Source organism: Streptomyces vilmorinianum (assembly GCF_005517195.1).
Lineage (GTDB): Bacteria > Actinomycetota > Actinomycetes > Streptomycetales > Streptomycetaceae > Streptomyces > Streptomyces vilmorinianum.
The window spans coordinates 1,010,001-1,034,031 of record NZ_CP040244.1 but is presented as its reverse complement, the minus strand read 5'-3'; the positions used below and the strand labels follow the sequence as shown (position 1 = coordinate 1,034,031).

The window sequence follows — 24,031 nt, the reverse complement described above, 5'->3', positions numbered from 1 at the left end:
TATGTGTACAAAAGAGGGGGTGGAAGTTTGACGTTATGGACAGCGACACATGTCCTCTTGGCAAAGCAGCCCGCGGCGGGCAGCGTGGTGGGTACACCACTGGGATCCGGGAGTCGCCATGGCGAAGATCTTGATCGTGACAGGGGATGCGGCGGAATCGCTGGAGGTCATGTACCCCTACCAGCGGCTTCTCGAGGAGGGGTACGAGGTCCACATCGCGGCGCCGGCGCGCAAACAGCTGCGGTTCGTGGTGCACGACTTCGAGCCGGGCTACGACACGTACACCGAGAAGCCGGGGTACACCTGGCCCGCCGACCTGGCGTTCTCGGAGGTGGATCCGGGCGACTACGTGGCGGTGGTGATCCCGGGCGGCCGGGCGCCGGAGTACCTCCGCAACGACCCGGAGCTCCGCAAGATCCTCAAGTCGTTCTTCGACGCGGACAAGCCGGTGGCCCAGATCTGCCACGGCCCGCTCCTGACGGCGGCGATCGGCGGCCTGGAGGGCCGCAGGGTCACGGCGTACCCGGCCCTGGAACTGGACATGCAGGCGGCGGGCGCGAGCTTCCAGGACACCGCAGCGGTCGTCGACGGCCTCCTGGTCTCCTCCCGCGCCTGGCCGGACCACCCGACCTGGATGCGCGAATTCCTGAAGCTCCTCCGCGCGAAGGCCTGACGGGGCCCCGGGGCGACCACCAACGGCGCCGCGCCCCCACCGCGGGCCGGCAGCCGCCGACGGCGCTGCGGGCCCACGGGGAGGCCTGCAGACACATCTGAGCCGCACGGGCGTGCGGGTGGGAACCCCAGCCCGGCCGACGGCCAGGCGCACCCCCACGGCTTGCAGCCGCCGTCCGAGCCGTCGCCGGAGAGCGCCTCTCCCTGCCCACCGCCCCGCGGCCGCCGACGGCGCTGCGCTCCCACAGGGAGGCCCGCAGACAACATCTGAGCCGCACGGGCGTGCGGGTGGGAACCCCAGCCCGGCCGAAGGCCGGGCGCACCCCCCACCGGCCCGCACCCGAACGCGCCCGGCACCGCCCGGCACCGCCCCCTACCCCAGCTCCTCCGCCACCGCGACCGCCTCCGCGAGCGAGTCCACGACCGGCACCCCCGCCGCCTCCAGCGACGCCCGGCTGTGCGACCCCCCGGTGTACAGCACCGCCCGCGCCCCCACGTGCGCCGCCGCCCGCGCGTCGTCCGCCGCGTCACCGATCACGACCACCCGGTCGACCTGGACCGTCTGAACCGCCGCCAGCGCCTCCAGGTGCCGGACCATGTGCGCCGACTTCCCCTCCGTCGAGGACCCGACCCGCCCGTCCACCCGCACGAACCGCTCCTCGATCCCGTGCCGCCGCACCAGCGGTATCAGATCCGCGTGCGGCGCCAGCGAGAGCAGCGACTGCGTGAGCCCGGACTCCTGCCGCGCCGCCAGCAGCTCCGCCGCCCCGGCCGTCAGCCCGCAGTCCTCGGCCCGCTGCCAGTAGTGCCGGTGGAAGATCCCGTCCATGAGCGACCACTCGGCCTCGGTGGGCAGCCGCCCCATCAGCCGCTCGTAGAACTTCGGCACCGGCACCGTGTACAGCTCCCGGTAGCGCGCGAGCGTGATCGGCTCGAGCCCCAGCTCGGCGAAGGCCGCGTTCGTCGCCCCGATGACCGCTTCGATGTCATCGAGGAGCGTGCCGTTCCAGTCCCAGACCAGGTGCTTCCCGCGCCGACGGCGCTTCCCGTGCTGCCCGTGCTTCCCGTGCTTCCCCATGCGAAGACGGTACCGGCACCCGCTGACAGGACGGGGTCAGGCCAGCAGCCCCGGGATCTCCTGCACCCCGAACCACAGCAGCTCGTGGTCCTCCGCCCCGTCCACCGTGAACTGCGCGTCGTCGTCGCCCAGGTCCGCCGCCCCCAGCGCGTCCGCCGCCGCCGAGACGTCCGCCTCGGCGTCGTCCGCGTCGGCGTGCACGGCAGCGGCCTTGGCCAGCGGTACGGCTCCGGCGATCCGGACCTCCCCCACCGAGCCGGCGTCCAGGCCCCGGTCGGGGTCGACGATCGCTTCCTTGTCCGGTACGTCGACGGCGACGACGATCCGGCGCCGCGCGGCCGAGGGGTCCCCGGCGAGCAGGCGCAGGGAGGCGGACGCGGCCCGGCTGAGCGCCGCGTACTCGAGCTCCTCGATGTCGTCGGAGACGTACCACTCGCGCAGGGCGGGGGTGACGGCGTACGCGGTCAGCGGGCCGGGGCCGATCTCGCCCGTCTTGTGCGCCTGTGCGAGACCGGGGAGGGTCAGGGGGACGTACACGCGCATGGCTGGCCGCTTTCGTAGTCGGAAACGCCCTCAGGATACGTGCGGGAGTCCCCCTTCGGGGTCCTCGGGCCGCGCTCTCTCCGGTCCACCTGACGCATCCCCGCGCCCCGCGCCGACAGACCCGGAAGACCGGCCCCTCACTCTGATAGGTGAACCTTCCGGACGGCCGCCCGGGCCCTGACGGCTTCTTGCGGGAGCGCCGAGCACGCCCGTACAAGATCCCCAACAGAAGTTACCGCTCGGTAGACCACCGGGCGCAAGGGAACGGGGACCCCCATGAACACCACCGCCACGACGAACCGCACCCCGGGCGCCACGCCCACACCCACGCCCACCCCCACGCCCACCCCCACATCCGCCCCCGCGCCCACGGCCGCCACCCGCCCCCGCACCCCCCGCCCCCGTTCCGCGCCTCGCGGCCCGGCCGGCACCGGCCCCCGCGGCTCCGCGGGCGCCCGCCCCGGCACCGCGTCACGCGTCCGTACGGCGCCGCAGGTGCTCCCCACGCACGCGCACTTCGCCGAGCGCCTCCTGCTCGTCCTGAGCGGCCGGCGCCCCGTTCACTGGATGCTGGGCCAGACCGTGGGCGAGGCGTACGAGCAGCTGGTCCAGCTCGCCCCCGTGACCCCCTTCGGGGGTCACGGCACCCGCCCCGTCCTCCGCAGCTGCCGCGTCCAGTCCGGCCCGGGTGCCATGGAGGCGTTCGCCAGCATCGCCACCGGCCAGGGCGTACGCGCCATGGCCTTCCGGCTCGAGCTCGGCGCCGACCGCCGCTGGCGCTGCGCCGCCGTCGAGCTGGACGGCCTCCACGCGCGCGTGCCCGCGCAGAAAGCCCGCGCATGACGAAGGGGCCGGCCACCCCGACAGGTGTCCGACCCCTCCAGCCCCTCAGCGGGGGTTACTTCTTGCGGCGACGCCCGCCGGTGCTCTTCTGCGCCTTGCGGCGCTCCGCGCGCGTCATGCCGTCACCACCGGCGGAGGCGTCCTCACTGACGAAGTCGCCCTCGACGATGCTGCCCTCGCCGTCCACCTTCGGCGCGGTGAAGTGCAGCCGGTCCGGCCGCTGCGGGGCGTCGAGCCCCTTGGCGCGGATCTCCGGACGCCCGGCGCCCGCCGGGACGGCGCCCTTGTCCAGCGAGGTCTTCTCGGCCGCCTGCACCGGGACCTCCTCGACCTGCTGCTCGACCTGGACCTCCAGGTTGAACAGGTAGCCGACGGACTCCTCCTTGATGCCCTCCATCATCGCGGTGAACATGTCGAAGCCCTCGCGCTGGTACTCGACCAGCGGGTCCTTCTGGGCCATCGCGCGCAGGCCGATGCCCTCCTGGAGGTAGTCCATCTCGTAGAGGTGCTCGCGCCACTTGCGGTCGAGCACGGAGAGGACCACGCGGCGCTCCAGCTCACGCATGATCTCCGAGCCGAGCGACTTCTCACGGGCGTCGTACTGCTCGTGGATGTCGTCCTTGACGGACTCGGCGATGAACTCGGCGGTGATACCCGCACGGTCGCCGGCCGCCTCCTCCAGCTCCTCCACGGTGACCTTCACCGGGTAGAGCTGCTTGAACGCGGTCCAGAGCCGGTCGAGGTCCCACTCCTCCGCGAAGCCCTCGGCGGTCTCCTGGCGGATGTAGTCGTCGATCGTGTCGTCCATGAAGTGCTGGATCTGCTCGTGCAGGTCCTCGCCCTCCAGGACACGGCGGCGCTCGCCGTAGATGACCTCACGCTGCCGGTTGAGGACCTCGTCGTACTTCAGGACGTTCTTACGCGTCTCGAAGTTCTGGGTCTCGACCTGGGACTGGGCGGAGGCGATGGCCCGCGTGACCATCTTGTTCTCGATCGGCACATCGTCCGGCACGTTGGCCATGGCCATGACGCGCTCGACCATCTGGGCCTTGAACAGGCGCATCAGGTCGTCGCCGAGGGAGAGGTAGAAGCGGGACTCGCCCGGGTCGCCCTGACGGCCGGAACGGCCGCGCAGCTGGTTGTCGATCCGGCGCGACTCGTGGCGCTCGGTGCCGAGGACGTACAGACCGCCGAGCTCCTTGACCTCCTCGAACTCCGCCTTCACGGCCTTCTCGGCACGCTCCAGGGCGGCGGGGAGGGCCGCGGCCCACTCCTCGACGTGCTCGACCGGGTCCAGGCCCGCCTGGCGCAGCTCCGCCTCGGCCAGGTCGTCCGGGTTGCCGCCGAGCTTGATGTCGGTGCCTCGGCCGGCCATGTTCGTGGCGACGGTGACGGCGCCCTTGCGGCCGGCCTGGGCGACGATCGTCGCCTCACGGTCGTGCTGCTTGGCGTTGAGCACCTCGTGCTGGATGCCGCGCTTGGAGAGCTGCTGGGAGAGGTACTCGGACTTCTCGACCGACGTCGTACCGACGAGGATCGGCTGGCCCTTCTCGTGCTTCTCCGCGATGTCGTCGACGACGGCGGCGAACTTGGCGACCTCGGTCCGGTAGATCAGGTCCGACTGGTCCTTACGGACCATGGGCTTGTTCGTCGGGATCGGGACGACGCCGAGCTTGTAGATCTGGTGGAACTCGGCGGCCTCGGTCATGGCCGTACCGGTCATGCCGGAGAGCTTGTCGTAGAGGCGGAAGAAGTTCTGCAGGGTGATCGTGGCGAGGGTCTGGTTCTCGTCCTTGATGTCCACCCCTTCCTTCGCCTCGATCGCCTGGTGCATGCCCTCGTTGTAGCGGCGGCCCGCGAGGATACGGCCGGTGTGCTCGTCGACGATCATGACTTCGCCGTCGATGACGACGTAGTCCTTGTCCTTCTTGAACAGTTCCTTGGCCTTGATGGCGTTGTTCAGGTACCCGACGAGCGGGGTGTTCACCGACTCGTAGAGGTTGTCGATGCCCAGCCAGTCCTCGACCTTGGCGACGCCGGACTCGTGGATGCCGACGGTGCGCTTCTTCTCGTCGACCTCGTAGTCGCCGGTCTCCTCGATGCCCTTGAGGGTGTTTCCGGCCTCACCCTTGGTGAGGCGGGTGACCAGCTTGGCGAAGTCGCCGTACCACTTGGTGGCCTGGTCGGCCGGGCCGGAGATGATCAGCGGCGTACGGGCCTCGTCGACCAGGATGGAGTCGACCTCGTCGACACAGGCGAAGTTGTGGCCGCGCTGGACGAGCTCGTCCTTGGACCACGCCATGTTGTCGCGCAGGTAGTCGAAGCCGAACTCGTTGTTCGTGCCGTACGTGATGTCGCAGGCGTACTGCTCGCGGCGCTGGGCCGGCGTCATGTTGGCGAGGATGCAGCCGACGGTCAGGCCCAGGAACTTGTGGACGCGGCCCATCATCTCGGAGTCGCGCTCGGCCAGGTAGTCGTTCACCGTGATCAGGTGGACGCCCTTGCCGGACAGCGCGTTCAGGTACGCCGGGAGCGTGCCGACGAGGGTCTTGCCCTCACCGGTCTTCATCTCGGCGACGTAGCCGAGGTGCAGGGCGGCGCCGCCCATCAGCTGGACGTCGTAGTGACGCTGGCCGAGGACGCGCTTGGCGGCCTCGCGGACGGTCGCGAAAGCCTCGGGGAGCAGGTCGTCGAGGCTCTCACCGTCGGCGTACCGCTGCTTGTACTCCTCCGTGAGCCCCCGCAACTCGGCGTCGGAGAGGTTGACGAAATCCTCTTCGATGGAGTTGACCTGGTCCGCGATGCGGTGCAGTTTGCGCAGGATCTTGCCTTCGCCTGCACGCATGAGCTTGTTGAAGACGGACACTGAGGCTGGTCTCCTTGCCGGTCGGGCCTGCACTGGGTCTTGTCATGACTCGGGCGCGGGCACGGCAGGTGGTCCCCACCGCAACGGCCATCGTAAGCGAGACCGCCGCCGCGCCGGGAGGCCCGAAGGGCCGGAGCGTCACCGCTGCCCGGAATGAGAACGCTCGAGACGCGCCGAAGGTGCCGCCAGGCCCGAAAAGTGTTCGCATCCCTTCGGCGTTCTCACCAGAATTCCGTCATGGAGCCGACGACACTGAGCACGGAACGCCTGACCCTGGCCACGTTCACCCCCGGGGACGCCGACGAGGTCCACGCGATCTGCCAGGACCCCGAGATCCAGCGCTGGACGGCGGTCCCCTCGCCCTACGGGCCACAGGACGCCGCGTTCTTCCTGAACCGGGTCGTTCCGGACGGCTGGCGCGACGACACGGAGTACAGCTTCGCCGTACGGCTCCGGGAGGGCGGCCCGATCCTCGCCGCGGTGGCGCTCCACCACCCGCGCTCGGGCGCGTGGGAGATCGGCTTCTGGACGGCCAAGGAGCACCGAGGCCGCGGCTACATGACCGAGGCCGCCCTCGCCCTGGCCCGCTGGGCCTTCACGGAGATCGGCTGTACCCGCCTGGAGTGGCGCGCCGAGGTGGGCAACGAGGGCTCGCGCGCCGTCGCGCAGAAGGCCGGTTTCACGATGGAGGGCGTGCTGCGGGCCGGGCTGCCCAACAACGGCACCCTGCGGGACACCTGGGTCGCCTCGCTGCTCCCCTCCGACCTCGGCCTGCCGAGTCCGCTGCCGTATCTCCCGTCCCCGGAGCTGATCCGGACTGATGTGGACTGATGTGGACTGATCCCGGACCGGCTGTCAGTGGCGGCCTCTAGGGTACGGATCATGACGACTGTGCCGCCGCCCGCCACCGAACTGTCCGCGGACGAAGCCCGCCGGATCGCCCTGCGCGCCCAGGGGTTCCTGGGCGCGCCCGACCGCCGCGCGGGGGTGCGGGGCGTGCTGCGCCACCTCGGTCAGGTGCAGCTCGACACGATCTCCGTCCTGGCCCGCTCGCACGAGCTGATCCCGTACGCCCGCCTGGGCGCGGTGGGCCGTACGGCGGTCGAGGAGGCGTACTGGACCGAGGGCCACGCCTTCGAGTACTGGTCGCACGCGGCCTGCATCCTGCCCGTGGAGGAGTGGCCGCTCTTCGCCTTCCGGCGCCGCGCCTACCGCGGCCGCCCGCACTGGTACCACGACCTGCCGGACGGCGCGTACGACGCGGTGATCAAGCAGCTGCTGACCGAGGGGCCTCAGACGGCGACCGAGCTCGGCGGCGCGAAGAACAAGGGCGAGTGGTGGGACTGGTCCGAGTCGAAGATCGCCGTGGAGCGGGCGCTGATGTACGGCGAGGTGGTGTGCACCGAGCGCCGCGGCTGGAAGCGGGTCTACGACCTGGCCGAGCGGGCGATCCCGGACGCCGTGCTCCATGACGATCTGGACGACACCGAGTGCCTGCGGCGGCTGGTGCGGCAGGCGGGCGAGGCGCTGGGCGTGGGCACGCGCGCGGACATCGCCGACTACCACCGGATCAAGGGCGAGCACTTCGACGCCGTGGTCGAGTCCTCCGGGCTCGTGCCGGTCACCGTGGCGGGCTGGTCCAAGCCGGCCTGGGCCGACCCGGCGGCGCTGGCAACCGAGCCGCGCGGCCGGCACCGTACGACGCTGCTCTCGCCGTTCGACTCGCTGATCTGGGAGCGGGCGCGCACGGAGCGGATCTTCGGCTTCACGCACCGCCTGGAGGCGTACGTGCCGAAGCAGAAGCGCGTGCACGGCTACTTCGCGATGCCGCTGCTCGCGGGCGGGAAGCTGGTGGGCCGGGTCGACCCGGCGCGCGAGGGCAGGACGCTGGTGGCACGGCAGGTGTCGCTGGACTCCCCGAAGTCGGCCCCGGCGATGGCGCGCGCGCTGCGCGAGGCGGCCGAGTGGGTGGGCTGCGACACGGTACGCATCGAACGGGCGGACCGCCCGGAGACGGCGACGGCGCTGACGGCGGAGCTGGCCGCGGAGGGCACCTGATCTCGAGGATCTTCTCCCGCATCGCGCTGCATCTCCCGGGGCGTAGGACCCCCAGCAGGGGGCGCTCCAGCGCTGGTCCCTCACCTGATCTCGAGGATCTTCTCCCGCATCGCGTAGACGACCGCTTCCATCCTGGAGTGCAGCTGGAGCTTCTCCAGGATGTTGCGGACGTGGTTCTTCACCGTGTTCTCGGAGATGAACAGTTCCTTGGCGATGTCCCGGTTGTTCATCCCGGTCGCGACGAGCTTGAGGACTTCCAGCTCGCGGTCGGTCAGCCGGGGCGCGGGGACGAGCCGGCGCTCGTCCGTCCGCTGGATCATCGACTTGAACTCGGTGAGGAGTTTGGACGCCATCGACGGGCTGATCTGCGACTGGCCGTCGGCCACCGCGCGAATCGCGGTGGCGACCTCGTCGGTGGAGATCTCCTTCAGGAGATAGCCGGTCGCGCCCGCCTTGATCGCGTCGTAGAGATCGGCCTCCTCGTCGCTGATCGTCAGCATGATGATCTTCGCGCTGGGGGCCACCTCCTTGATGGAGGTGCAGGCCTCGATGCCGCCGCGTTTGGGCATCCGGACATCCATCAGCACGATGTCGGGCAGCAGGTCGGCCGCCTTGTCGACCGCCTCGGCCCCGTCACCGGCCTCGCCGACGACCTGAATGTCCTCCTCCTGGGCAAGGACGATCTCCAGACCGCGACGGAAAAGGGCGTGGTCGTCCACCACGAGAACCCGGATCGGCTCCTTGCGGGACTCCCCGCTGTCCGAATCCGATCCCTCCGCGGTGGCCGCGCCATCGGGCTCTCGCCCGCTGTGCACCGGCCCGAAGCTGTCCGCCATCGTTCCTCCCCCTGAAGGCCGTGGCCTGAATTCGTGTTCGGTCCTCCAACCCGTGCTCTCGGAGCACCGGTTGGCGTGCACGCCATGATTTCATGCCCGGGCCTCGGCGCGGTGATCCCGTGGTCGCACGGGGGTGCCCCTGGGGGGCGCAAGGGGCGCTCCAGGGGCACCGTGACGGACAAGTTGAGTGTGGTGCTGCGGCTGCGGGTCAGCCGCCGAGGGCACCACCGGCGCCGCCGCCTTCGGCGAGCGGGTCGCTCTCCAGGTGGATGACGCCGTAGTCGTATGCGTGCCGCCGGTAGACGACACTCGGCTGCTTCGTGTCGGAGTCGACGAACAGATAGAAGTCGTGACCGACGAGCTCCATCTCGTAGAGCGCCTGGTCGAGGGTCATCGGAGCGGCCTTGTGGGTCTTCTCGCGGACGACCAGCGGGCCTTCGCCCTGTACTTCGATCGAGCCCATCATCGTGGTGGGCACCCCGCCGGTCTCCGCGCCCACCAGCTCGCCGCTTCCGTTGAGCTGTGCGACGCCCGGCACCACATCGGCGACCTCGGCCGCCGAGAGCCTGCCGTTGCCACGGCGGGTGTACCGCTTGTCGTGCTGCTTGCGCAGTCGCGCCTCGAGCTTGCCGTGGGCGAGGTCGAGCGCTGCGTACGGGTCGCCTGCTGCCGCTTCTGCCCGGATCACCGGGCCTCGGGAATGGACGGTGATCTCCACACGGTCGGACCGGTCGGCCTGCCGCGGGTTGTGCTCCTTGGACACCTCGACGTCGAGGCTGATCACCTTGCCGTCGAGCTTCTGGATCTTCTCCAGCTTCAGCTTCTCGGCCACGTGCTTGCGGAACCGCTCGGGCACCTCGGTCTTGCGGCCCTTGACGACGATGTCCACGCAGAACTCCGTTCCCGGATCGCTCAGTACGGCTCCTCGGCCGCTGAGCATCTCCCTTTGCACCAGACTCCGGTGAATGCCGGAGCCTCGGACTTGGCGACTTTCACCTCCTCCTCCCCAGTCGGCAAGATCCCCACCCCACCAACCCGAGGTTAATTCGCCCTGAACTCCTGTCCTGACGGCGCACCCGTGCATTCGGTGAGGCGTAGCCTTCGCCATTCCTCACAACCGAACATAGCTCTTTCGGACGGGTGTCGGCACCCGCTGCAGCCACATACCTCCGTTCGGGTGTTTTCACCTCTCACCACCTGCAACGATGCAAGTTCTCCGCCAGTTCCGGTTTATCTCGAACGACGCCGGAGAACATGCGACTACCGCCGCTGCGGGCTGTACGAATCCGCTTTCCGGCGTGCCGCCGGCGGCGCCGTCGGCCGTGCCTTCCGCCGCCCCGGGAATGAACGGCCGGTGTACGGCACGCAGTGCCCTCGCCGCCTCCACCAACGAGGCACCCGTGGTCATCAGATCGTCCACAAGGACCACCTGCCCGCGCTCCATGAGCCGCGCGCCGCCCGCGAGCACCTCCAGCGCCCCGGCCAGGTTGGCGAACCGCCCGCGGGCGCCGAGCCCCGACTGGTCCGCCACGGCGCGCCGCTGGCGCAGCACCGGAATCACCCGAGCGGCCCGCCCCTGACGGCGTAGCCGCCCCGCGGCGGCCAGTGCGATCCGCCGGGTGGGATCGTGGCCACGCGCCCGCACCGAGCGTCGTGACGAGGGGACCGGTACAAGAAGAAGGGGAACGGCCCCCGAGGCGCCAGAGCGCTCGGCAGCAGCCTCCACGGCGCCCGCGAGCGCGGAGCCCAGGGGCCCGGCGAGGGACAGCGCGCCGCGCTCCTTGTGGGCGAGGAGCACCGACCGTACGGCACCGGCGTACGGCGCCGAGGCATGGACGACCGGCAGTCCGGCCGGCTCGGGCAGGGGCCTCACCCGGCGCGGTCCCGGGCCCGCCAGGTCCGCCCGGCAGGCCGGGCACAACTCCGTACGGGGCCTGCCGCAGCCTCCACAGGCGACCGGCAGCACCAGTCCGGCGATCTCGCGCCACCACCCCCGCATGGCTCCACTGTCCTCCTGCCGGATCGGTCCGGCCAGCCCTGTGGACAACGGGAGCAGAAAGCTATCCCGGGTAGACCGGAGCGGAGCCCTCGACCTTGACCAGGCGCTGCCAGTTCGCGCCCGGCACCAGCCGCACGATGCCGTCGTTGCCCGAGTCGGCGACCACCGGCGACCTGTCGTCGTTCGGCGCCGCGACCGCCGTCACCCCGTTGAGGCCCGGCAGCACCGAGGTCGCCGACGTCGCGCCGTCCGTCTGGACGTACCGGACCTGCTGGACGCCGCCGGCCTCCTTGCCGACGACGACGAGCCGGCTCGGACCCGCCCAGGACACGGCGGTGACCGTCTCCATCCCCGGCACCACGGGCTGCAGGTCCACGACCGACACGGTCTGCTGCGTCCCGCGGTCATCCCGCTCCACGCGCCCGATCTTGAGCGTCGTGCGGCCGTCCTGGTCCTTGAGCAGCAGAGCGATGCGCACCCCGTCCGCGGAGACCCGCAGCGACTCGACCCGAGCGCCGTCCGACAGCCAGGGCGCCCGGACCTCCAGGGGCTCCCCCTCGCCGTCCGGAATCACCCACAGGCGCGGCTTCGCGGGGTTGCGGTCGGCCACCCACAGGTCGCCGCGGCCGTCCCAGCTGGGCGCGGACAGCCGGTCCTCGGGCCGGGCCGCGGTGCTCGTGAGCAGCGCGGGTTTCAGCTCGTGGTCGGAGAGGATCGACGCCACGCGCAGCTCTCTGCCGTCCTTGCCGACCCCGGCCGCGCGGCTCTCGGCGCGGTCGATCGCGACGGACCGCAGCTCCGTGGCGCCCTTGCCGAACGGCCCGGGCGTCACCTGCGCCTCCGTGTCCTCCGTGCCGCCGACCGGCAGCGTCTTCAGCGTGCCGTGCTCGTCGACGAAAAACGGGTTCTCCCCCCGGCCCCCGTCATGCACCGGCGCGAACTCCTCCGCCTGCGCCTTGGCCACCGCGCACAGCGACGTGCCGTCGGCCCGCTGCAGCTCCACCTTCTCCACCCGTACGGACGTCAGATCGCCGAGCGTGAACAACAACTGAGCCGCCATCCGCCGGCACACCTCCCCTCCCACACGGTCGGCCTTGGCGTTGAGCGGCACCTTCAGCGTGGACTGATCGTCCGTCGCGAGCGTGGTGACGCCCTCCTTCAGCTCCGTTCCGGAGGGGAAGCGCGAATCGACCGCCGGCTTGAGCCAGTTCGTCGGCCCTTCAAGAAGCGCCTTGACGGTCTGGGTCACCGGATCCATCCGGGTCACCGGGTCCTGCCGCTGCCGGATGTAGACCGGGTCGGCGACGACCCAGTCCTCTCCGGACGCGAAGTAGTACTTGTTGACGGAGCGGTAGTTGCGCTGGAAGTCGGCCTGACTGAGCACCAGACCCGGCGGCAGGTGGTCGATGCGCCACTCCATGCCCTTGCCGTCCGCGGAGGGCTGCTGCACCACATGGATGAAGTCCCGGTACTCGGCCGGGCTCATCGGCTGGTAGGCGTGCCGGGCGTCCACGGTCGCGATCTGCCGGCCGCGGATCGGGTAGGACCGCCCCTGGCTCTCCGGGTCGGCGAGACGGTCGGCCTGCTCGCGGTCCGGCGCGGTGGTGAGCACGGTGATGCTCTGCTCCGGCTTCCACGCGCGCGCGGCCTGCTTCGTCAGATACTTCCGGGCCGTGGCGAAGCCCGGGTCGTCGCTGGTCATGGCCTCGAGGAAGCCGTCGACGATCTCGTCCGGCTCCGCGTTCTCCCGCGGCTGCACGGCGTACACCCGGACCTGCGAGTCGCCCGGGTTGGACGCCTTCACGTTCCGTACGTCCCCGCTGTCGGGCATCGTCGCGCACCCGGCCACCAGCAGCCCGCCGCACGCGAGCAGCACGCTCGTCCGCGCGGTACGCGTACGGGAGCGCCCCCCGGCCGCTTCACGGCGCCCCGGGGCCGCCCCCTGGCCCTCACGCTCGCCGCCGACCCGCTTCCGCTGCTCTCGGGAGTCAGCGCCCACGTGTTCCGTCCTCCCCCTCGGCGTTCGACGACGCCATCGCTTCACCGATGTCGGCCTCGGCCGTCGTCCGCGCGACCACCCGGGCACCGCTGCCCGGCAGGGCCGTCGGGTCCGCCGTGGCCCGCGGCACCGTCGGCAGCCGCGGTGGTACGGGCAGGGTGGGACGGTCTCCGGCGGGCTGCACCGGCAGCGACACCTGCCGCGCCCCGTTCTCCCGCGCCTGCCCCGCCGCCGCCTGCTCGCGATTGCGCCGCGAGTCCTCCGGCTCCAGGGGGATCGGGGAACCGCGCAGCGGCTCGTCCGCGGTGCGCGGCAGGGTGAGCCGGAACTGCGAGCCGCCTCCGGGCTCGCCCCAGGCCTGCAGCCAGCCGCCGTGCAGCCGCGCGTCCTCCACCGCGATCGACAGGCCCAGGCCCGTGCCGCCGGTGGTACGCGCGCGTGCCGGGTCCGCCCGCCAGAACCGGTTGAAGACCCGGGTCGCCTCGCCGGGCTTGAGCCCGACCCCGTAGTCCCGTACGGCCACGGCGACGGCCCCGCCGGCGGCGGCCAGCTTGACGACCACGTCCTTGCCCTCGCCGTGCTCGACGGCGTTGACGACGAGGTTGCGCAGCACCCGCTCGACCCGGCGGGCGTCCGCCTCGGCCACGACCGGCTGCTCGTCGCCGACGACCACGATCCGGCCGCCCTTGCGCTCGGCGAGCGGCTCGGCCCCGCCGATCACCCGACGTACGACCTGACGCAGATCTATCGGCTCGGCCTCCAGCGCCGCCGCTCCCGCGTCGAAGCGGCTGATCTCCAGGAGATCGGCGAGCAGCGACTCGAAGCGGTCGAGCTGGTCGCCGAGCAGCTCGGCGGAGCGCGCGGTGACCGGGTCGAAGTCGACGCGGGCCTCGTGGATGACGTCGGCCGCCATCCGTACCGTCGTCAGCGGCGTGCGCAGCTCGTGCGACACGTCCGAGACGAACCGCCGCTGCATCCGCGAGAGCTCCTCCAGCTGCTGGATCTTGAGCTGGAGGCTCTGCGCCATCTTGTTGAAGGCCTCACCCAGGCGGGCGATGTCGTCCTCGCCGGTGACCTTCATCCGCTCCTGCAGACGGCCCGCCGACAGCCGCTCGGCGATCCCGGCCGCCATCCGCACGGGGGTGACGACCTGGCGCACCACCAGCCAGGCGATGGCACCGAGCAGGACGACCACGAACAGCCCGGCGGTCGCCAGCGTGCCCTTCACCAGGGTGAGGGAGTCCTCCTCCTGCGTCAGCGGGAAGAGGTAGTAGAGCTCGTACTGGGTGCCCTCGGCGTCGTTGAGCCGCTTGCCGAGCACGAGTCCCGGCTCGGAGTGCTTGCCGTTGGTGTAGTGGATCCGGGCGTACGTCTGGAAGGTGCCCGCGCCCTGGGCCACGGAATGCCGCAGCTCGCCGGGGATGCTCGTGGCCGGGTCGACCTCGCCCGAGGCCCGGGCGCCCCGGCTCGCGGGTCCGTCCGAGTCCTCCAGGGACAGCGCGACCACGTTGAACGCACTCTGGCCACCACTGGCGAGCTGTTCGACCAGCGTGGAGCGCCAGGTCAGCGAGGAACCGGCACGGCCGCCGTCCTGCCCGCCCGGCACGGGCGGCGTGGTCGCCGCCTTGTCCTGGGCGGCCGAGAAGCCGCCGGCGGCCTGGCTCTGGGCGGCCTTCTCCTTGGCGTCGAGCAGCCCGTTGCGGACCTGGCCGATGACGACGAGGCCGAGCAGCAGCACCACGCCGAGCGACATCAGCAGGGTGCCCGCGACCACCCGCAGCTGGATGTTCCGCCGCCACAGCCGTACGGCGGGCAGCAGCGGACGGCGCACCCAGCGCGCGAGGAGCCGGAGCACCGGTCCACCCGGCGCCCCGTCCTGGAGCAGCCGTCCACCGTGGAGCAGACGGCCGAATCGCGAGCCCCCCCGCCCCGGTCCGGCAGTCCGCCCCGACCGGACTCCCGGGTCCCCGGGCTTCGGAGCAGTACTGCCTGCGCTCATGTCAGCTCGGTCCCGCCTTGTACCCGACGCCACGGACGGTCACCACGATCTCCGGGCGCTCCGGGTCCTTCTCGACCTTCGAGCGCAGCCGCTGGACGTGCACGTTCACCAGCCGGGTGTCGGCCGCGTGCCGGTAGCCCCAGACCTGCTCGAGCAGGACCTCACGGGTGAACACCTGCCACGGCTTGCGGGCCAGCGCGACGAGCAGGTCGAACTCGAGCGGCGTCAGGGCGATGGACTGCCCGTCCCGCTTCACCGAGTGACCGGCCACGTCGATGACCAGATCACCGATGGTGAGCTGCTCCGGCGCGGGCTCCTCCGACCTCCGCAGCCGCGCCCGGATACGGGCGACGAGCTCCTTCGGCTTGAACGGCTTGACGATGTAGTCGTCGGCCCCGGACTCCAGCCCCACGACCACGTCGACGGTGTCGCTCTTGGCCGTCAGCATGACGATGGGCACACCGGACTCGGCCCTGATGAGCCGGCACACCTCGATGCCGTCCCTTCCGGGCAGCATGAGGTCCAGCAGCACCAGGTCCGGCTTGGCCTCACGGAATGCGGCGAGTGCCTTGTCACCGTCCGCTACGAACGACGGCTCGAACCCTTCACCCCGCAGCACGATCCCGAGCATCTCGGCCAGTGCGGTGTCGTCATCGACGACAAGAACGCGTCCCTTCATATCGACATCATCCCATTTCCGTATCAGTCTCAAGGCGGCTGGTGAGATAGCTCACTGACCAGTGTCGACGTCCGTGATCGTCCACCGATGGTTGCCCCCGTCCGTGGGTCGTGATGTCAGACATGGATGTCACCCCCCGTGGCCGCCCTGAACCGTACCCCGATCAGCCTCGCCTGGCCCATGGAGCGGCCGGGCGTCCTTCCCGGCCTCGGACCCGCCGGCTCGCTCGGCCTTCTCCCGGTGTGCGGCAGCGCGTGGTATCGCCGTCTCGTACGGCGCCGCAGCTGCGGTTTGTGCGTACTGATCAGGCATCGGCCCAGTCTGCCCCCTTGAGCTCGCACAATGAAGGTGAGAAGGACCTACCGGCCCCGCCCACCGGCGGGCCCCTCGTGGCACGATGGCTCCGGCCCGCCGCTCCGACAGGCGGTCGGCCCCCTGTGACCGTGCCGGCTCGCCGAACCGGCCCCGCGACCATTCCTCGAGGTGGACGACCGTGAACGACACTCCGGGCTGGACTTCGCCCGGGTCTGCTCCCTCCGACGGCCAGGACGGCTCCGGGGTTCCCCGGCCCGCGACGCCCGGTGACGCGAACGGCTCCGCCCCTCAGTGGTCCAAGGACCAGCCGCCCGCCGGGCAGTGGTCCCCGCCGACCGCATCGGTACCCGGCCAGGCCCCCGCGCCTCGGCCCGCGCCCGGCTGGGGCGGCCCGGGCCCCGGCGGCTGGGGCAAGCCGCCGGCCGCCAAGCCCGGCGTGATCCCGCTGCGCCCCCTGGGCATGGGCGAGATCCTCGACGGAGCCGTGTCGACCCTCCGTACCTACTGGCGCACGGTCCTGACCATCTCGGTCACGGTCGCGGTGATCTCCCAGGTCGCCGACATCCTCGCCCAGCGCTACCTCGTCCCGGCCCCGCCCGAGCTCAACCCGGACGCGACCCCCGAGGAGGCCTTGGCGCAGTTCGGCGACTCCATGCAGGCAGCCCTGGTCGGCTCGATCCCGGCGATCCTCATCGTGCTCATGGCCAGCCTGGTCAGTGCCGCTCTGCTCACCGTCGTCATCAGCCGTGCGGTCCTGGGCCGCCCGGTCTCGGTCGGAGCGGCCTGGCAGGAGGCTCGCCCGCGCCTGCTCCAGCTGCTCGGGCTGACCCTGGTGCTGCCGCTGATGGCCGCGGCCATCATGTTCGTCGGCCTGCTGCCCGGTCTGCTGATCGGCGGAGACGGTGGCGCCGGCCTCGCGGCCCTCGGCGGCCTGGGCGCCTTCGTCGTCATCATCTGGCTGATGGTCCGCTTCAGCCTGGCGTCTCCCGCCCTGATGCTGGAGCGGCAGGGCGTCATCCCCTCCATGAAGCGCTCGGCCAAGCTGGTCCAGGGCTCCTGGTGGCGTATCTTCGGCATCACGCTGCTGACGCAGCTGCTGCTCTTCCTCGTCGCGATGATCATCGTGGTGCCGTTCGCCTTCCTCGCGATCGCCGTCGACGGCGACGGATTCAGCGGCCTCCTCTCCGGCTCCACCCCCGAGTTCGGCTGGTCGTTCCTGATCATCAACGGCATCGGCGGAGTGATCGTCAGCGCGATCACCTACCCGATCGCCGCCGGTGTGACCGTCCTGCTCTACGTGGACCAGCGCATCCGCCGTGAGGCTCTGGACCTCGAACTCGCCCGTGCCGCGGGCATCCCCGGCTACGGCCCCGCACCGGGCGACCACACCGGGAGCTGACGGGGTGACGTTCACGGGGGGCACGATCACCACACCGACGGCGTTCCAGCGCGCCGACGACATACCACTGGACATCCCCCGCGTCCCCGCCCGTGAGGCGGCGGAGCGGGAACTGTCCAAGCCGATGTACCACGAGAACGACCCCAGCCTGCTCGAACGCGGCCTCGACCGCTTCTGGGAGTGGGTCGGCGACCTCTTCGACGCGGCCTCCGGGGCGACGCCCGGCGGCCTGCTCGGCCTTCTCGTGATCATCCTGGTCGTGCTCGCCCTGGTGGGTGGGCTGTGGTGGCGCCTCGGCACACCGCAGCGCACCCCCACCACGGCGGACTCCCTCTTCGACGACGGCCCCCGCACGGCCGACGAACACCGGGCGACGGCCGCCCGGCACGCCTCGGCCGGCCGCTGGAACCAGGCCGTCCAGGAACGGATGCGGGCCATCGTCCGCTCCCTGGAGGAGCGCACCCTCCTCGACCCGCGCCCGGGCCGTACGGCCGACGAGGCCGCCGCAGAGGCGGGCCGCACCCTGCCCTCCCACGCGGACGAACTCCGCGCCGCCGCCCGCTCCTTCGACGACGTCACATACGGCGGCCGCACCGCCGACGAGTCCGCGTACCGCCGCATCGAGGAGCTGGACGTGTCCCTGGAGCGGACCAGGCCCACGCTCGACACCACGTCCGCCGGGACGCCCACATGAGCCGCCCGCGCACCAGCGCCACTTCGGCCTCTCTGACGCCCCGCCAGCTCTGGACCCGGGCCCGCGGCGTGCTCCTCGTCCTCGCGCTGGTCCTGATCGGCGGAATCGTCCTGGCGACCATGCGCTCCGCCGACCACCACGGCCATCTCGACCCCCGCTCCGCCGACCCCAACGGCAGCCGCGCCGTCGCCGAACTCCTCAAGGCCCAGGGCATCACCGTCCAGGTGGCCACCACCCTCGCCGACGTCACCGCCGCGGCCGGAGCCGACAGCACCCTGCTGGTCACCACGCCGGACCTGCTGACGGTCCATCAGCAGGCCACGCTGCACAGGGCCATGACCACCTCCGGCGGCCGCACCGTCCTCGTCGGCGCCGGCCACGCCTCGGTCGCCACCCTGGCGCCCGGCGTCACCGCCGCCACCAGCACGTCGGTGACGGCCCGTGAGCCCAGCTGCTCCCTGCCCGCCGCCGTCCGCGCCGGAAGCGTCGACATCGGTGGCGAGCGCTACACGACCGCCAACGACGGTGCCCACAGCTGCTACCTCGGCGACGGACTGCCGACCCTGCTCACGGTCCCGGCCTCCGCCGGCGGCGACACCGTCCTCCTCGGCTCCCCCGACGTCCTCTACAACGAACGTCTCGACAAGCAGGGCAACGCCTCGCTCGCCCTGCAACTCCTCGGCTCCCGCCCTCATCTCGTCTGGTACCTCCCCTCCCTCTCCGATGCTTCCGTCACCGAGGGCGACCCCGAGGGAGAGTCCCCCGACAGCACCGCCGACGGCTTCCTCTCACTCGTGCCCTCGGGCTGGCTGTGGGGCACGCTCCAACTCGCCGTCGCCGCCGTCCTCGCCGCGATCTGGCGAGGCCGTCGCCTCGGCCCGCTGGTGACCGAACGACTTCCGGTCGCCATCCGCGCCTCCGAGGCCACCGAAGGCCGTGCCCGCCTGTACCGCAAGGCCAACGCCCGCGACCGCGCGGCCGCCGTCCTGCGCACCGCGACCCGCACCCGGATCGCGCCCCTCCTCGGCGTCGCCACCCAGGACGCCCACTCCCCCGAGACCCTGCTCCCCGCGCTCTCCGCCCGTCTCCCCGAGACCACCGCAGACCCCAGGGACCTCCTCTTCGGCCCGGCACCCGCCGACGACGCCACTCTCATCCGCCTGGCAGACCAACTCGACGCCCTCGAAAGAGAGGTACGCACCTCATGAGTGCCCCGACCCCCGAGACCCCTACGAGCTCGGACAGCGCCCGCGCCTCCTTGGAGGCCCTGCGCACCGAGATCGCAAAGGCCGTGGTCGGCCAGGACCCCGCCGTCACCGGACTCGTCGTCGCCCTCCTCTGCCGGGGCCATGTCCTCCTCGAAGGAGTCCCCGGCGTCGCCAAGACGCTGCTCGTCCGTGCGCTCGCGGCCACGCTCGAACTCGACACCAAGCGCGTCCAGTTCACCCCCGACCTGATGCCGAGCGACGTCACCGGCTCACTGGTCTACGACGCCCGTACCGCGGAGTTCTCCTTCCAGCCCGGCCCGGTCTTCACCAATCTGCTGCTCGCGGACGAGATCAACCGCACCCCTCCCAAGACGCAGTCCTCTCTCCTCGAAGCGATGGAGGAGCGCCAGGTCACTGTCGACGGCACTCCCCGCCCGCTGCCCGACCCGTTCCTGGTCGCCGCGACCCAGAACCCCGTCGAGTACGAGGGCACGTACCCCCTCCCCGAGGCCCAGCTCGACCGCTTCCTTCTCAAGCTGACGGTCCCGCTGCCCTCCCGCGAGGACGAGATCAACGTCCTGACCCGGCACGCGAACGGCTTCAACCCCCGCGACCTCCAGGCCGCCGGTGTCCGTCCGGTCGCCGGCCCCGCCGAACTCGAGGCCGCTCGCGCCGCCGTCGCCAAGACCTCGGTCTCCCCCGAGATCGCCGGCTATGTCGTCGATATCTGCCGTGCCACGCGTGAATCCCCCTCGCTCACCCTCGGTGTCTCCCCCCGAGGTGCCACCGCCCTGCTCTCCACCGCCCGCGCCTGGGCCTGGCTCACCGGCCGGGACTATGTCACCCCGGACGATGTGAAGGCCCTGGCACTGCCCACTCTGCGCCACCGCATCCAGCTGCGGCCCGAGGCCGAGATGGAAGGAGTCACCGCCGACTCCGTCATCAACTCGATCCTCGCCCACGTCCCCGTACCCCGCTGAGAACGGCGCCCCATGGCCCTCACCGGACGAACCGCACTGCTCGCCGCCCTCGGATCGCTTCCCGTGGGCATCCTCGCCCCCAGTTGGACGGGGATGCTCGCGGTGAACGCGCCCCTCTCACTCGCAATTCTGTGCGACTACGCGATGGCCGCGCCAGTGCGAACGCTGCAGTTCACCCGAAGCGGTGACACAACAGTTCGACTGGGTGACGGAGCGGAGGTCCAGCTCACCGTCACCAACACGTCCCGCCGCCGCCTCCGCGCCCAGCTCCGCGACGCCTGGCCGCCCAGCAGCTGGGTCCCGGGCACCGAACAGGCCGCCTCACGCCAGAAGCTCACCGTGCCCGCAGGCGAGCGTCGCCGGATCACCACAGCACTGCGCCCGACCCGCCGCGGCGACCGCCACGCGGAACGCGTCACGGTCCGCTCCTACGGTCCCCTCGGCCTGGCCGCCCGGCAGGGCAGTCACACGGTGCCGTGGACGGTCCGCGTCCTGCCCCCGTTCACGAGCCGCAAGCACCTGCCGTCCCGGCTGGCACGCCTCCGCGAGCTCGACGGCCGCACCAGCGTCCTCACCCGCGGCGAGGGCACCGAGTTCGACAGCCTCCGCGAGTACGTCCCCGGCGACGACACCCGTTCCATCGACTGGCGGGCCACCGCACGGCAGACGACTGTCGCCGTCCGCACCTGGCGCCCGGAGCGCGACCGTCACATCCTGATCGTCCTCGACACCGGCCGCACATCGGCCGGCCGGGTCGGCGACGTCCCGCGTCTCGACGCCTCGATGGACGCCGCCCTGCTCCTCACCGCCCTCGCCTCCCGCGCCGGCGACCGCGTCGACCTCCTGGCCTACGACCGCCGGCTCCGCGCCCAGGTGCAGGGCCGTTCAGCCGGCGACGTCCTGCCCGCGGTGGTCAACGCCCTGGCCCCGCTCGAGCCCGAGCTCGTGGAGACGGACGCCCGCGCCCTCGCCGCCACCGCACTGGCCCGAGCCCCGCGCCGTTCTCTCATCGTCCTGCTGACGAGCCTCGACGCGGCTCCGATCGAGGAGGGCCTCCTCCCGGTCCTCCCACAGCTCACCCAGCGCCACACCGTCCTGGTGGCCTCGGTCGCCGACCCGCACACGGCCCGCATGGCAACCGGCCGCGGCACGATCGACGGTGTCTACGAGGCCGCTGCCGCCACCCAGGCCCAGGCCCAGCGCCGCCGTACGGCGGATCAGCTCCACCGGCACGGCGTAACCGTCGTCGACGCCACCCCCGAGAACCTCGCGCCCGCACTGGCGGACGCCTACCTGGCTCTCAAGGCCGCCGGCCGCCTCTGACGGAAACGGCTACGGGCTCCCGAAAGGGAGCCCCAAACGCAGAAAAGCCCCGCACCAGAAGGTGCGGGGCTTTCCCACAATGATTGTTCGGCGGCGTCCTACTCTCCCACAGGGTCCCCCCTGCAGTACCATCGGCGCTGAAAGGCTTAGCTTCCGGGTTCGGAATGTAACCGGGCGTTTCCCTAACGCTATGACCACCGAAACTCTATGAAGTTGAACCGCCGCACCCCGCAGGGGGCGTGTTCGTTACTTCAGAACTAACACAGTGGACGCGAGCAACTGAGGACAAGCCCTCGGCCTATTAGTACCGGTCAGCTCCACCCATTACTGGGCTTCCACATCCGGCCTATCAACCCAGTCGTCTACTGGGAGCCTTACCCTCTCAAGGAGGTGGGAATACTCATCTCGAAGCAGGCTTCCCGCTTAGATGCTTTCAGCGGTTATCCCTCCCGAACGTAGCCAACCAGCCATGCCCTTGGCAGGACAACTGGCACACCAGAGGTTCGTCCGTCCCGGTCCTCTCGTACTAGGGACAGCCCTTCTCAATATTCCTACGCGCACAGCGGATAGGGACCGAACTGTCTCACGACGTTCTAAACCCAGCTCGCGTACCGCTTTAATGGGCGAACAGCCCAACCCTTGGGACCGACTCCAGCCCCAGGATGCGACGAGCCGACATCGAGGTGCCAAACCATCCCGTCGATATGGACTCTTGGGGAAGATCAGCCTGTTATCCCCGGGGTACCTTTTATCCGTTGAGCGACGGCGCTTCCACAAGCCACCGCCGGATCACTAGTCCCGACTTTCGTCCCTGCTCGACCCGTCGGTCTCACAGTCAAGCTCCCTTGTGCACTTACACTCAACACCTGATTGCCAACCAGGCTGAGGGAACCTTTGGGCGCCTCCGTTACCCTTTGGGAGGCAACCGCCCCAGTTAAACTACCCATCAGACACTGTCCCTGATCCGGATCACGGACCGAGGTTAGACATCCAGCACGACCAGAGTGGTATTTCAACGGCGACTCCACCATGACTGGCGTCACGGCTTCAAAGTCTCCCACCTATCCTACACAAGCCGAACCGAACACCAATATCAAACTGTAGTAAAGGTCCCGGGGTCTTTCCGTCCTGCTGCGCGAAACGAGCATCTTTACTCGTAGTGCAATTTCACCGGGCCTATGGTTGAGACAGTCGAGAAGTCGTTACGCCATTCGTGCAGGTCGGAACTTACCCGACAAGGAATTTCGCTACCTTAGGATGGTTATAGTTACCACCGCCGTTTACTGGCGCTTAAGTTCTCAGCTTCGCCCTGTCGAAACAGAGCTAACCGGTCCCCTTAACGTTCCAGCACCGGGCAGGCGTCAGTCCGTATACATCGCCTTACGGCTTCGCACGGACCTGTGTTTTTAGTAAACAGTCGCTTCTCGCTGGTCTCTGCGGCCACCCCCAGCTCACGGAGTAAATCCGATCACCAGTGATGGCCCCCCTTCTCCCGAAGTTACGGGGGCATTTTGCCGAGTTCCTTAACCATAGTTCACCCGAACGCCTCGGTATTCTCTACCTGACCACCTGAGTCGGTTTAGGGTACGGGCCGCCATGAAACTCGCTAGAGGCTTTTCTCGACAGCATAGGATCATCCACTTCACCACAATCGGCTCGGCATCAGGTCTCAGCCTTAACGTGTGACGGATTTGCCTATCACACGGCCTACACCCTTACCCCGGGACAACCACCGCCCGGGCTGGACTACCTTCCTGCGTCACCCCATCGCTTACCTACTACCACCTTGGGTCAGCGGCTCCACCACTCCCCTTTGCCCGAAGGCTCCGGGGCGGCTTCACGGCCTTAGCATTAATGGGCTCGATATTGGGCGTTTCAAAGCGGGTACCGGAATATCAACCGGTTGTCCATCGACTACGCCTGTCGGCCTCGCCTTAGGTCCCGACTTACCCTGGGCAGATCAGCTTGACCCAGGAACCCTTAGTCAATCGGCGCACACGTTTCTCACGTGTGTATCGCTACTCATGCCTGCATTCTCACTCGTGAACCGTCCACAACTCGCTTCCGCGGCTGCTTCACCCGGCACACGACGCTCCCCTACCCATCACAGCGGGCGTTGGCCCTATTGCTGCAATGACACGACTTCGGCGGTACGCTTGAGCCCCGCTACATTGTCGGCGCGGAATCACTTGACCAGTGAGCTATTACGCACTCTTTCAAGGGTGGCTGCTTCTAAGCCAACCTCCTGGTTGTCTCTGCGACTCCACATCCTTTCCCACTTAGCGTACGCTTAGGGGCCTTAGTCGATGCTCTGGGCTGTTTCCCTCTCGACCATGGAGCTTATCCCCCACAGTCTCACTGCCGCGCTCTCACTTACCGGCATTCGGAGTTTGGCTAAGGTCAGTAACCCGGTAGGGCCCATCGCCTATCCAGTGCTCTACCTCCGGCAAGAAACACACGACGCTGCACCTAAATGCATTTCGGGGAGAACCAGCTATCACGGAGTTTGATTGGCCTTTCACCCCTAACCACAGGTCATC

Annotated in this window: 18 protein-coding genes and 2 rRNA genes (1 of these 20 running past the window's edge); 9 read left to right on the top strand and 11 right to left on the bottom strand. The window is 70.0% G+C overall.

Translation table 11 applies throughout. The features are described 5' to 3' along the window. Nucleotides 1-118 precede the first annotated feature (118 nt). A complete protein-coding gene (locus FDM97_RS04945) occupies nucleotides 119-673 on the top strand; it encodes a DJ-1/PfpI family protein (protein ID WP_137989038.1) in 555 nt (184 codons plus the stop codon). A gap of 372 nt (nucleotides 674-1,045) precedes the next feature. Here the strand turns inward: FDM97_RS04945 and FDM97_RS04940 are convergent, their stop codons facing one another. Beyond that, nucleotides 1,046-1,750 carry an HAD family hydrolase gene (locus FDM97_RS04940; RefSeq protein WP_137989037.1) on the bottom strand — a complete coding sequence of 235 codons (705 nt, stop codon included), beginning with the start codon at nucleotides 1,748-1,750 and terminating at the stop codon, nucleotides 1,046-1,048. A gap of 36 nt (nucleotides 1,751-1,786) precedes the next feature. Further along, entirely contained in the window at nucleotides 1,787-2,293 is a 507-nt protein-coding gene (locus FDM97_RS04935) for a DUF6912 family protein (RefSeq protein ID WP_137989036.1), read from the bottom strand. Nucleotides 2,294-2,569: 276 nt separating this feature from the next. Here FDM97_RS04935 and FDM97_RS36980 point away from each other — a divergent pair, with 276 nt between their 5' ends. Further along, complete coding sequence (locus tag FDM97_RS36980; RefSeq protein WP_349775375.1) at nucleotides 2,570-3,136, top strand: Rv3235 family protein; 567 nt, start codon at nucleotides 2,570-2,572, stop codon at nucleotides 3,134-3,136. 55 nt (nucleotides 3,137-3,191) lie between these two features. Here FDM97_RS36980 and secA read toward each other — a convergent pair whose 3' ends face one another. Beyond that, nucleotides 3,192-6,002 carry a preprotein translocase subunit SecA gene (gene secA / locus FDM97_RS04920; protein WP_137989034.1) on the bottom strand — a complete coding sequence of 937 codons (2,811 nt, stop codon included), beginning with the start codon at nucleotides 6,000-6,002 and terminating at the stop codon, nucleotides 3,192-3,194. A 237-nt stretch (nucleotides 6,003-6,239) separates the two neighbouring features. On the opposite strand from secA, the gene FDM97_RS04915 reads away from it, so the two are divergent. Together FDM97_RS04915 and FDM97_RS04910 are read left to right on the top strand one after the other, a co-directional pair. After that, on the top strand, nucleotides 6,240-6,833 hold the full coding sequence (locus FDM97_RS04915) for a GNAT family N-acetyltransferase (protein WP_137989033.1): 594 nt from the start codon (nucleotides 6,240-6,242) through the stop codon (nucleotides 6,831-6,833). 51 nt (nucleotides 6,834-6,884) lie between these two features. Then, nucleotides 6,885-8,060 (top strand): winged helix-turn-helix domain-containing protein, encoded by a 1,176-nt coding sequence (locus tag FDM97_RS04910; protein WP_175439038.1) that lies wholly within the window; start codon nucleotides 6,885-6,887, stop codon nucleotides 8,058-8,060. An 80-nt stretch (nucleotides 8,061-8,140) separates the two neighbouring features. On the opposite strand, the gene FDM97_RS04905 is transcribed toward FDM97_RS04910, so the two are convergent. The 6 genes from FDM97_RS04905 to mtrA form a co-directional block, all read right to left on the bottom strand. Continuing rightward, a complete protein-coding gene (locus FDM97_RS04905; RefSeq protein WP_137989031.1) occupies nucleotides 8,141-8,896 on the bottom strand; it encodes a response regulator in 756 nt (251 codons plus the stop codon). 208 nt (nucleotides 8,897-9,104) lie between these two features. Continuing rightward, entirely contained in the window at nucleotides 9,105-9,785 is a 681-nt protein-coding gene (hpf, locus tag FDM97_RS04900) for a ribosome hibernation-promoting factor, HPF/YfiA family (RefSeq protein ID WP_432816192.1), read from the bottom strand. Between the two features lie 294 nt (nucleotides 9,786-10,079). Beyond that, a complete protein-coding gene (locus FDM97_RS04895) occupies nucleotides 10,080-10,895 on the bottom strand; it encodes a ComF family protein (protein WP_137994662.1) in 816 nt (271 codons plus the stop codon). 61 nt (nucleotides 10,896-10,956) lie between these two features. Continuing rightward, on the bottom strand, nucleotides 10,957-12,726 hold the full coding sequence (locus tag FDM97_RS04890; protein ID WP_137994661.1) for an LpqB family beta-propeller domain-containing protein: 1,770 nt from the start codon (nucleotides 12,724-12,726) through the stop codon (nucleotides 10,957-10,959). A 157-nt stretch (nucleotides 12,727-12,883) separates the two neighbouring features. Continuing rightward, nucleotides 12,884-14,893: an MtrAB system histidine kinase MtrB gene (gene mtrB, locus FDM97_RS04885; RefSeq protein ID WP_137989029.1), complete on the bottom strand. Its 2,010-nt coding sequence runs from the start codon at nucleotides 14,891-14,893 to the stop codon at nucleotides 12,884-12,886. A gap of 1 nt (nucleotide 14,894) precedes the next feature. Beyond that, complete coding sequence (mtrA, locus tag FDM97_RS04880; RefSeq protein ID WP_010356958.1) at nucleotides 14,895-15,572, bottom strand: two-component system response regulator MtrA; 678 nt, start codon at nucleotides 15,570-15,572, stop codon at nucleotides 14,895-14,897. A 493-nt stretch (nucleotides 15,573-16,065) separates the two neighbouring features. On the opposite strand from mtrA, the gene FDM97_RS04875 reads away from it, so the two are divergent. From FDM97_RS04875 to FDM97_RS04855, 5 genes are read left to right on the top strand one after another with little or no spacing between them, the layout of a single operon-like run. Further along, nucleotides 16,066-17,286 carry a DUF7544 domain-containing protein gene (locus tag FDM97_RS04875; RefSeq protein ID WP_137989028.1) on the top strand — a complete coding sequence of 407 codons (1,221 nt, stop codon included), beginning with the start codon at nucleotides 16,066-16,068 and terminating at the stop codon, nucleotides 17,284-17,286. Between the two features lie 4 nt (nucleotides 17,287-17,290). Beyond that, nucleotides 17,291-17,980: a DUF4129 domain-containing protein gene (locus tag FDM97_RS04870; RefSeq protein ID WP_137989027.1), complete on the top strand. Its 690-nt coding sequence runs from the start codon at nucleotides 17,291-17,293 to the stop codon at nucleotides 17,978-17,980. Beyond that, nucleotides 17,977-19,188 (top strand): DUF4350 domain-containing protein, encoded by a 1,212-nt coding sequence (locus tag FDM97_RS04865; protein WP_137989026.1) that lies wholly within the window; start codon nucleotides 17,977-17,979, stop codon nucleotides 19,186-19,188. The genes FDM97_RS04870 and FDM97_RS04865 overlap by 4 nt, the downstream gene beginning before the upstream one ends. Beyond that, a complete protein-coding gene (locus tag FDM97_RS04860) occupies nucleotides 19,185-20,168 on the top strand; it encodes an AAA family ATPase (protein ID WP_137989025.1) in 984 nt (327 codons plus the stop codon). Before FDM97_RS04865 ends, FDM97_RS04860 begins: the two co-directional genes overlap by 4 nt. 12 nt (nucleotides 20,169-20,180) lie before the next feature. Beyond that, nucleotides 20,181-21,491, top strand: a complete 1,311-nt coding sequence (locus tag FDM97_RS04855; RefSeq protein ID WP_137989024.1) for a DUF58 domain-containing protein — start codon at nucleotides 20,181-20,183, stop codon at nucleotides 21,489-21,491. Nucleotides 21,492-21,576: 85 nt separating this feature from the next. Here FDM97_RS04855 and rrf read toward each other — a convergent pair. Then, nucleotides 21,577-21,693: ribosomal RNA gene (gene rrf / locus FDM97_RS04850) — 5S ribosomal RNA — on the bottom strand. 79 nt (nucleotides 21,694-21,772) lie between these two features. Further along, nucleotides 21,773-24,031: ribosomal RNA gene (locus tag FDM97_RS04845) — 23S ribosomal RNA — on the bottom strand (it continues 862 nt past the right edge of the window).

Bases quoted from the DNA above. Each gene is read 5' to 3' on its own strand.
- FDM97_RS04945 (WP_137989038.1), top strand. From the start codon at position 119: ATGGCGAAGATCTTGATCGTGACAGGGGATGCGGCGGAATCGCTGGAG.
- FDM97_RS04940 (WP_137989037.1), bottom strand. From the start codon at position 1,750: ATGGGGAAGCACGGGAAGCACGGGCAGCACGGGAAGCGCCGTCGGCGC.
- FDM97_RS04935 (WP_137989036.1), bottom strand. From the start codon at position 2,293: ATGCGCGTGTACGTCCCCCTGACCCTCCCCGGTCTCGCACAGGCGCAC.
- FDM97_RS36980 (WP_349775375.1), top strand. From the start codon at position 2,570: ATGAACACCACCGCCACGACGAACCGCACCCCGGGCGCCACGCCCACA.
- FDM97_RS04915 (WP_137989033.1), top strand. From the start codon at position 6,240: ATGGAGCCGACGACACTGAGCACGGAACGCCTGACCCTGGCCACGTTC.
- FDM97_RS04910 (WP_175439038.1), top strand. From the start codon at position 6,885: ATGACGACTGTGCCGCCGCCCGCCACCGAACTGTCCGCGGACGAAGCC.
- FDM97_RS04905 (WP_137989031.1), bottom strand. From the start codon at position 8,896: ATGGCGGACAGCTTCGGGCCGGTGCACAGCGGGCGAGAGCCCGATGGC.
- FDM97_RS04895 (WP_137994662.1), bottom strand. From the start codon at position 10,895: ATGCGGGGGTGGTGGCGCGAGATCGCCGGACTGGTGCTGCCGGTCGCC.
- FDM97_RS04890 (WP_137994661.1), bottom strand. From the start codon at position 12,726: ATGCCCGACAGCGGGGACGTACGGAACGTGAAGGCGTCCAACCCGGGC.
- mtrB (WP_137989029.1), bottom strand. From the start codon at position 14,893: ATGAGCGCAGGCAGTACTGCTCCGAAGCCCGGGGACCCGGGAGTCCGG.
- mtrA (WP_010356958.1), bottom strand. From the start codon at position 15,572: ATGAAGGGACGCGTTCTTGTCGTCGATGACGACACCGCACTGGCCGAG.
- FDM97_RS04865 (WP_137989026.1), top strand. From the start codon at position 17,977: ATGAGCCGCCCGCGCACCAGCGCCACTTCGGCCTCTCTGACGCCCCGC.
- FDM97_RS04860 (WP_137989025.1), top strand. From the start codon at position 19,185: ATGAGTGCCCCGACCCCCGAGACCCCTACGAGCTCGGACAGCGCCCGC.
- FDM97_RS04855 (WP_137989024.1), top strand. From the start codon at position 20,181: ATGGCCCTCACCGGACGAACCGCACTGCTCGCCGCCCTCGGATCGCTT.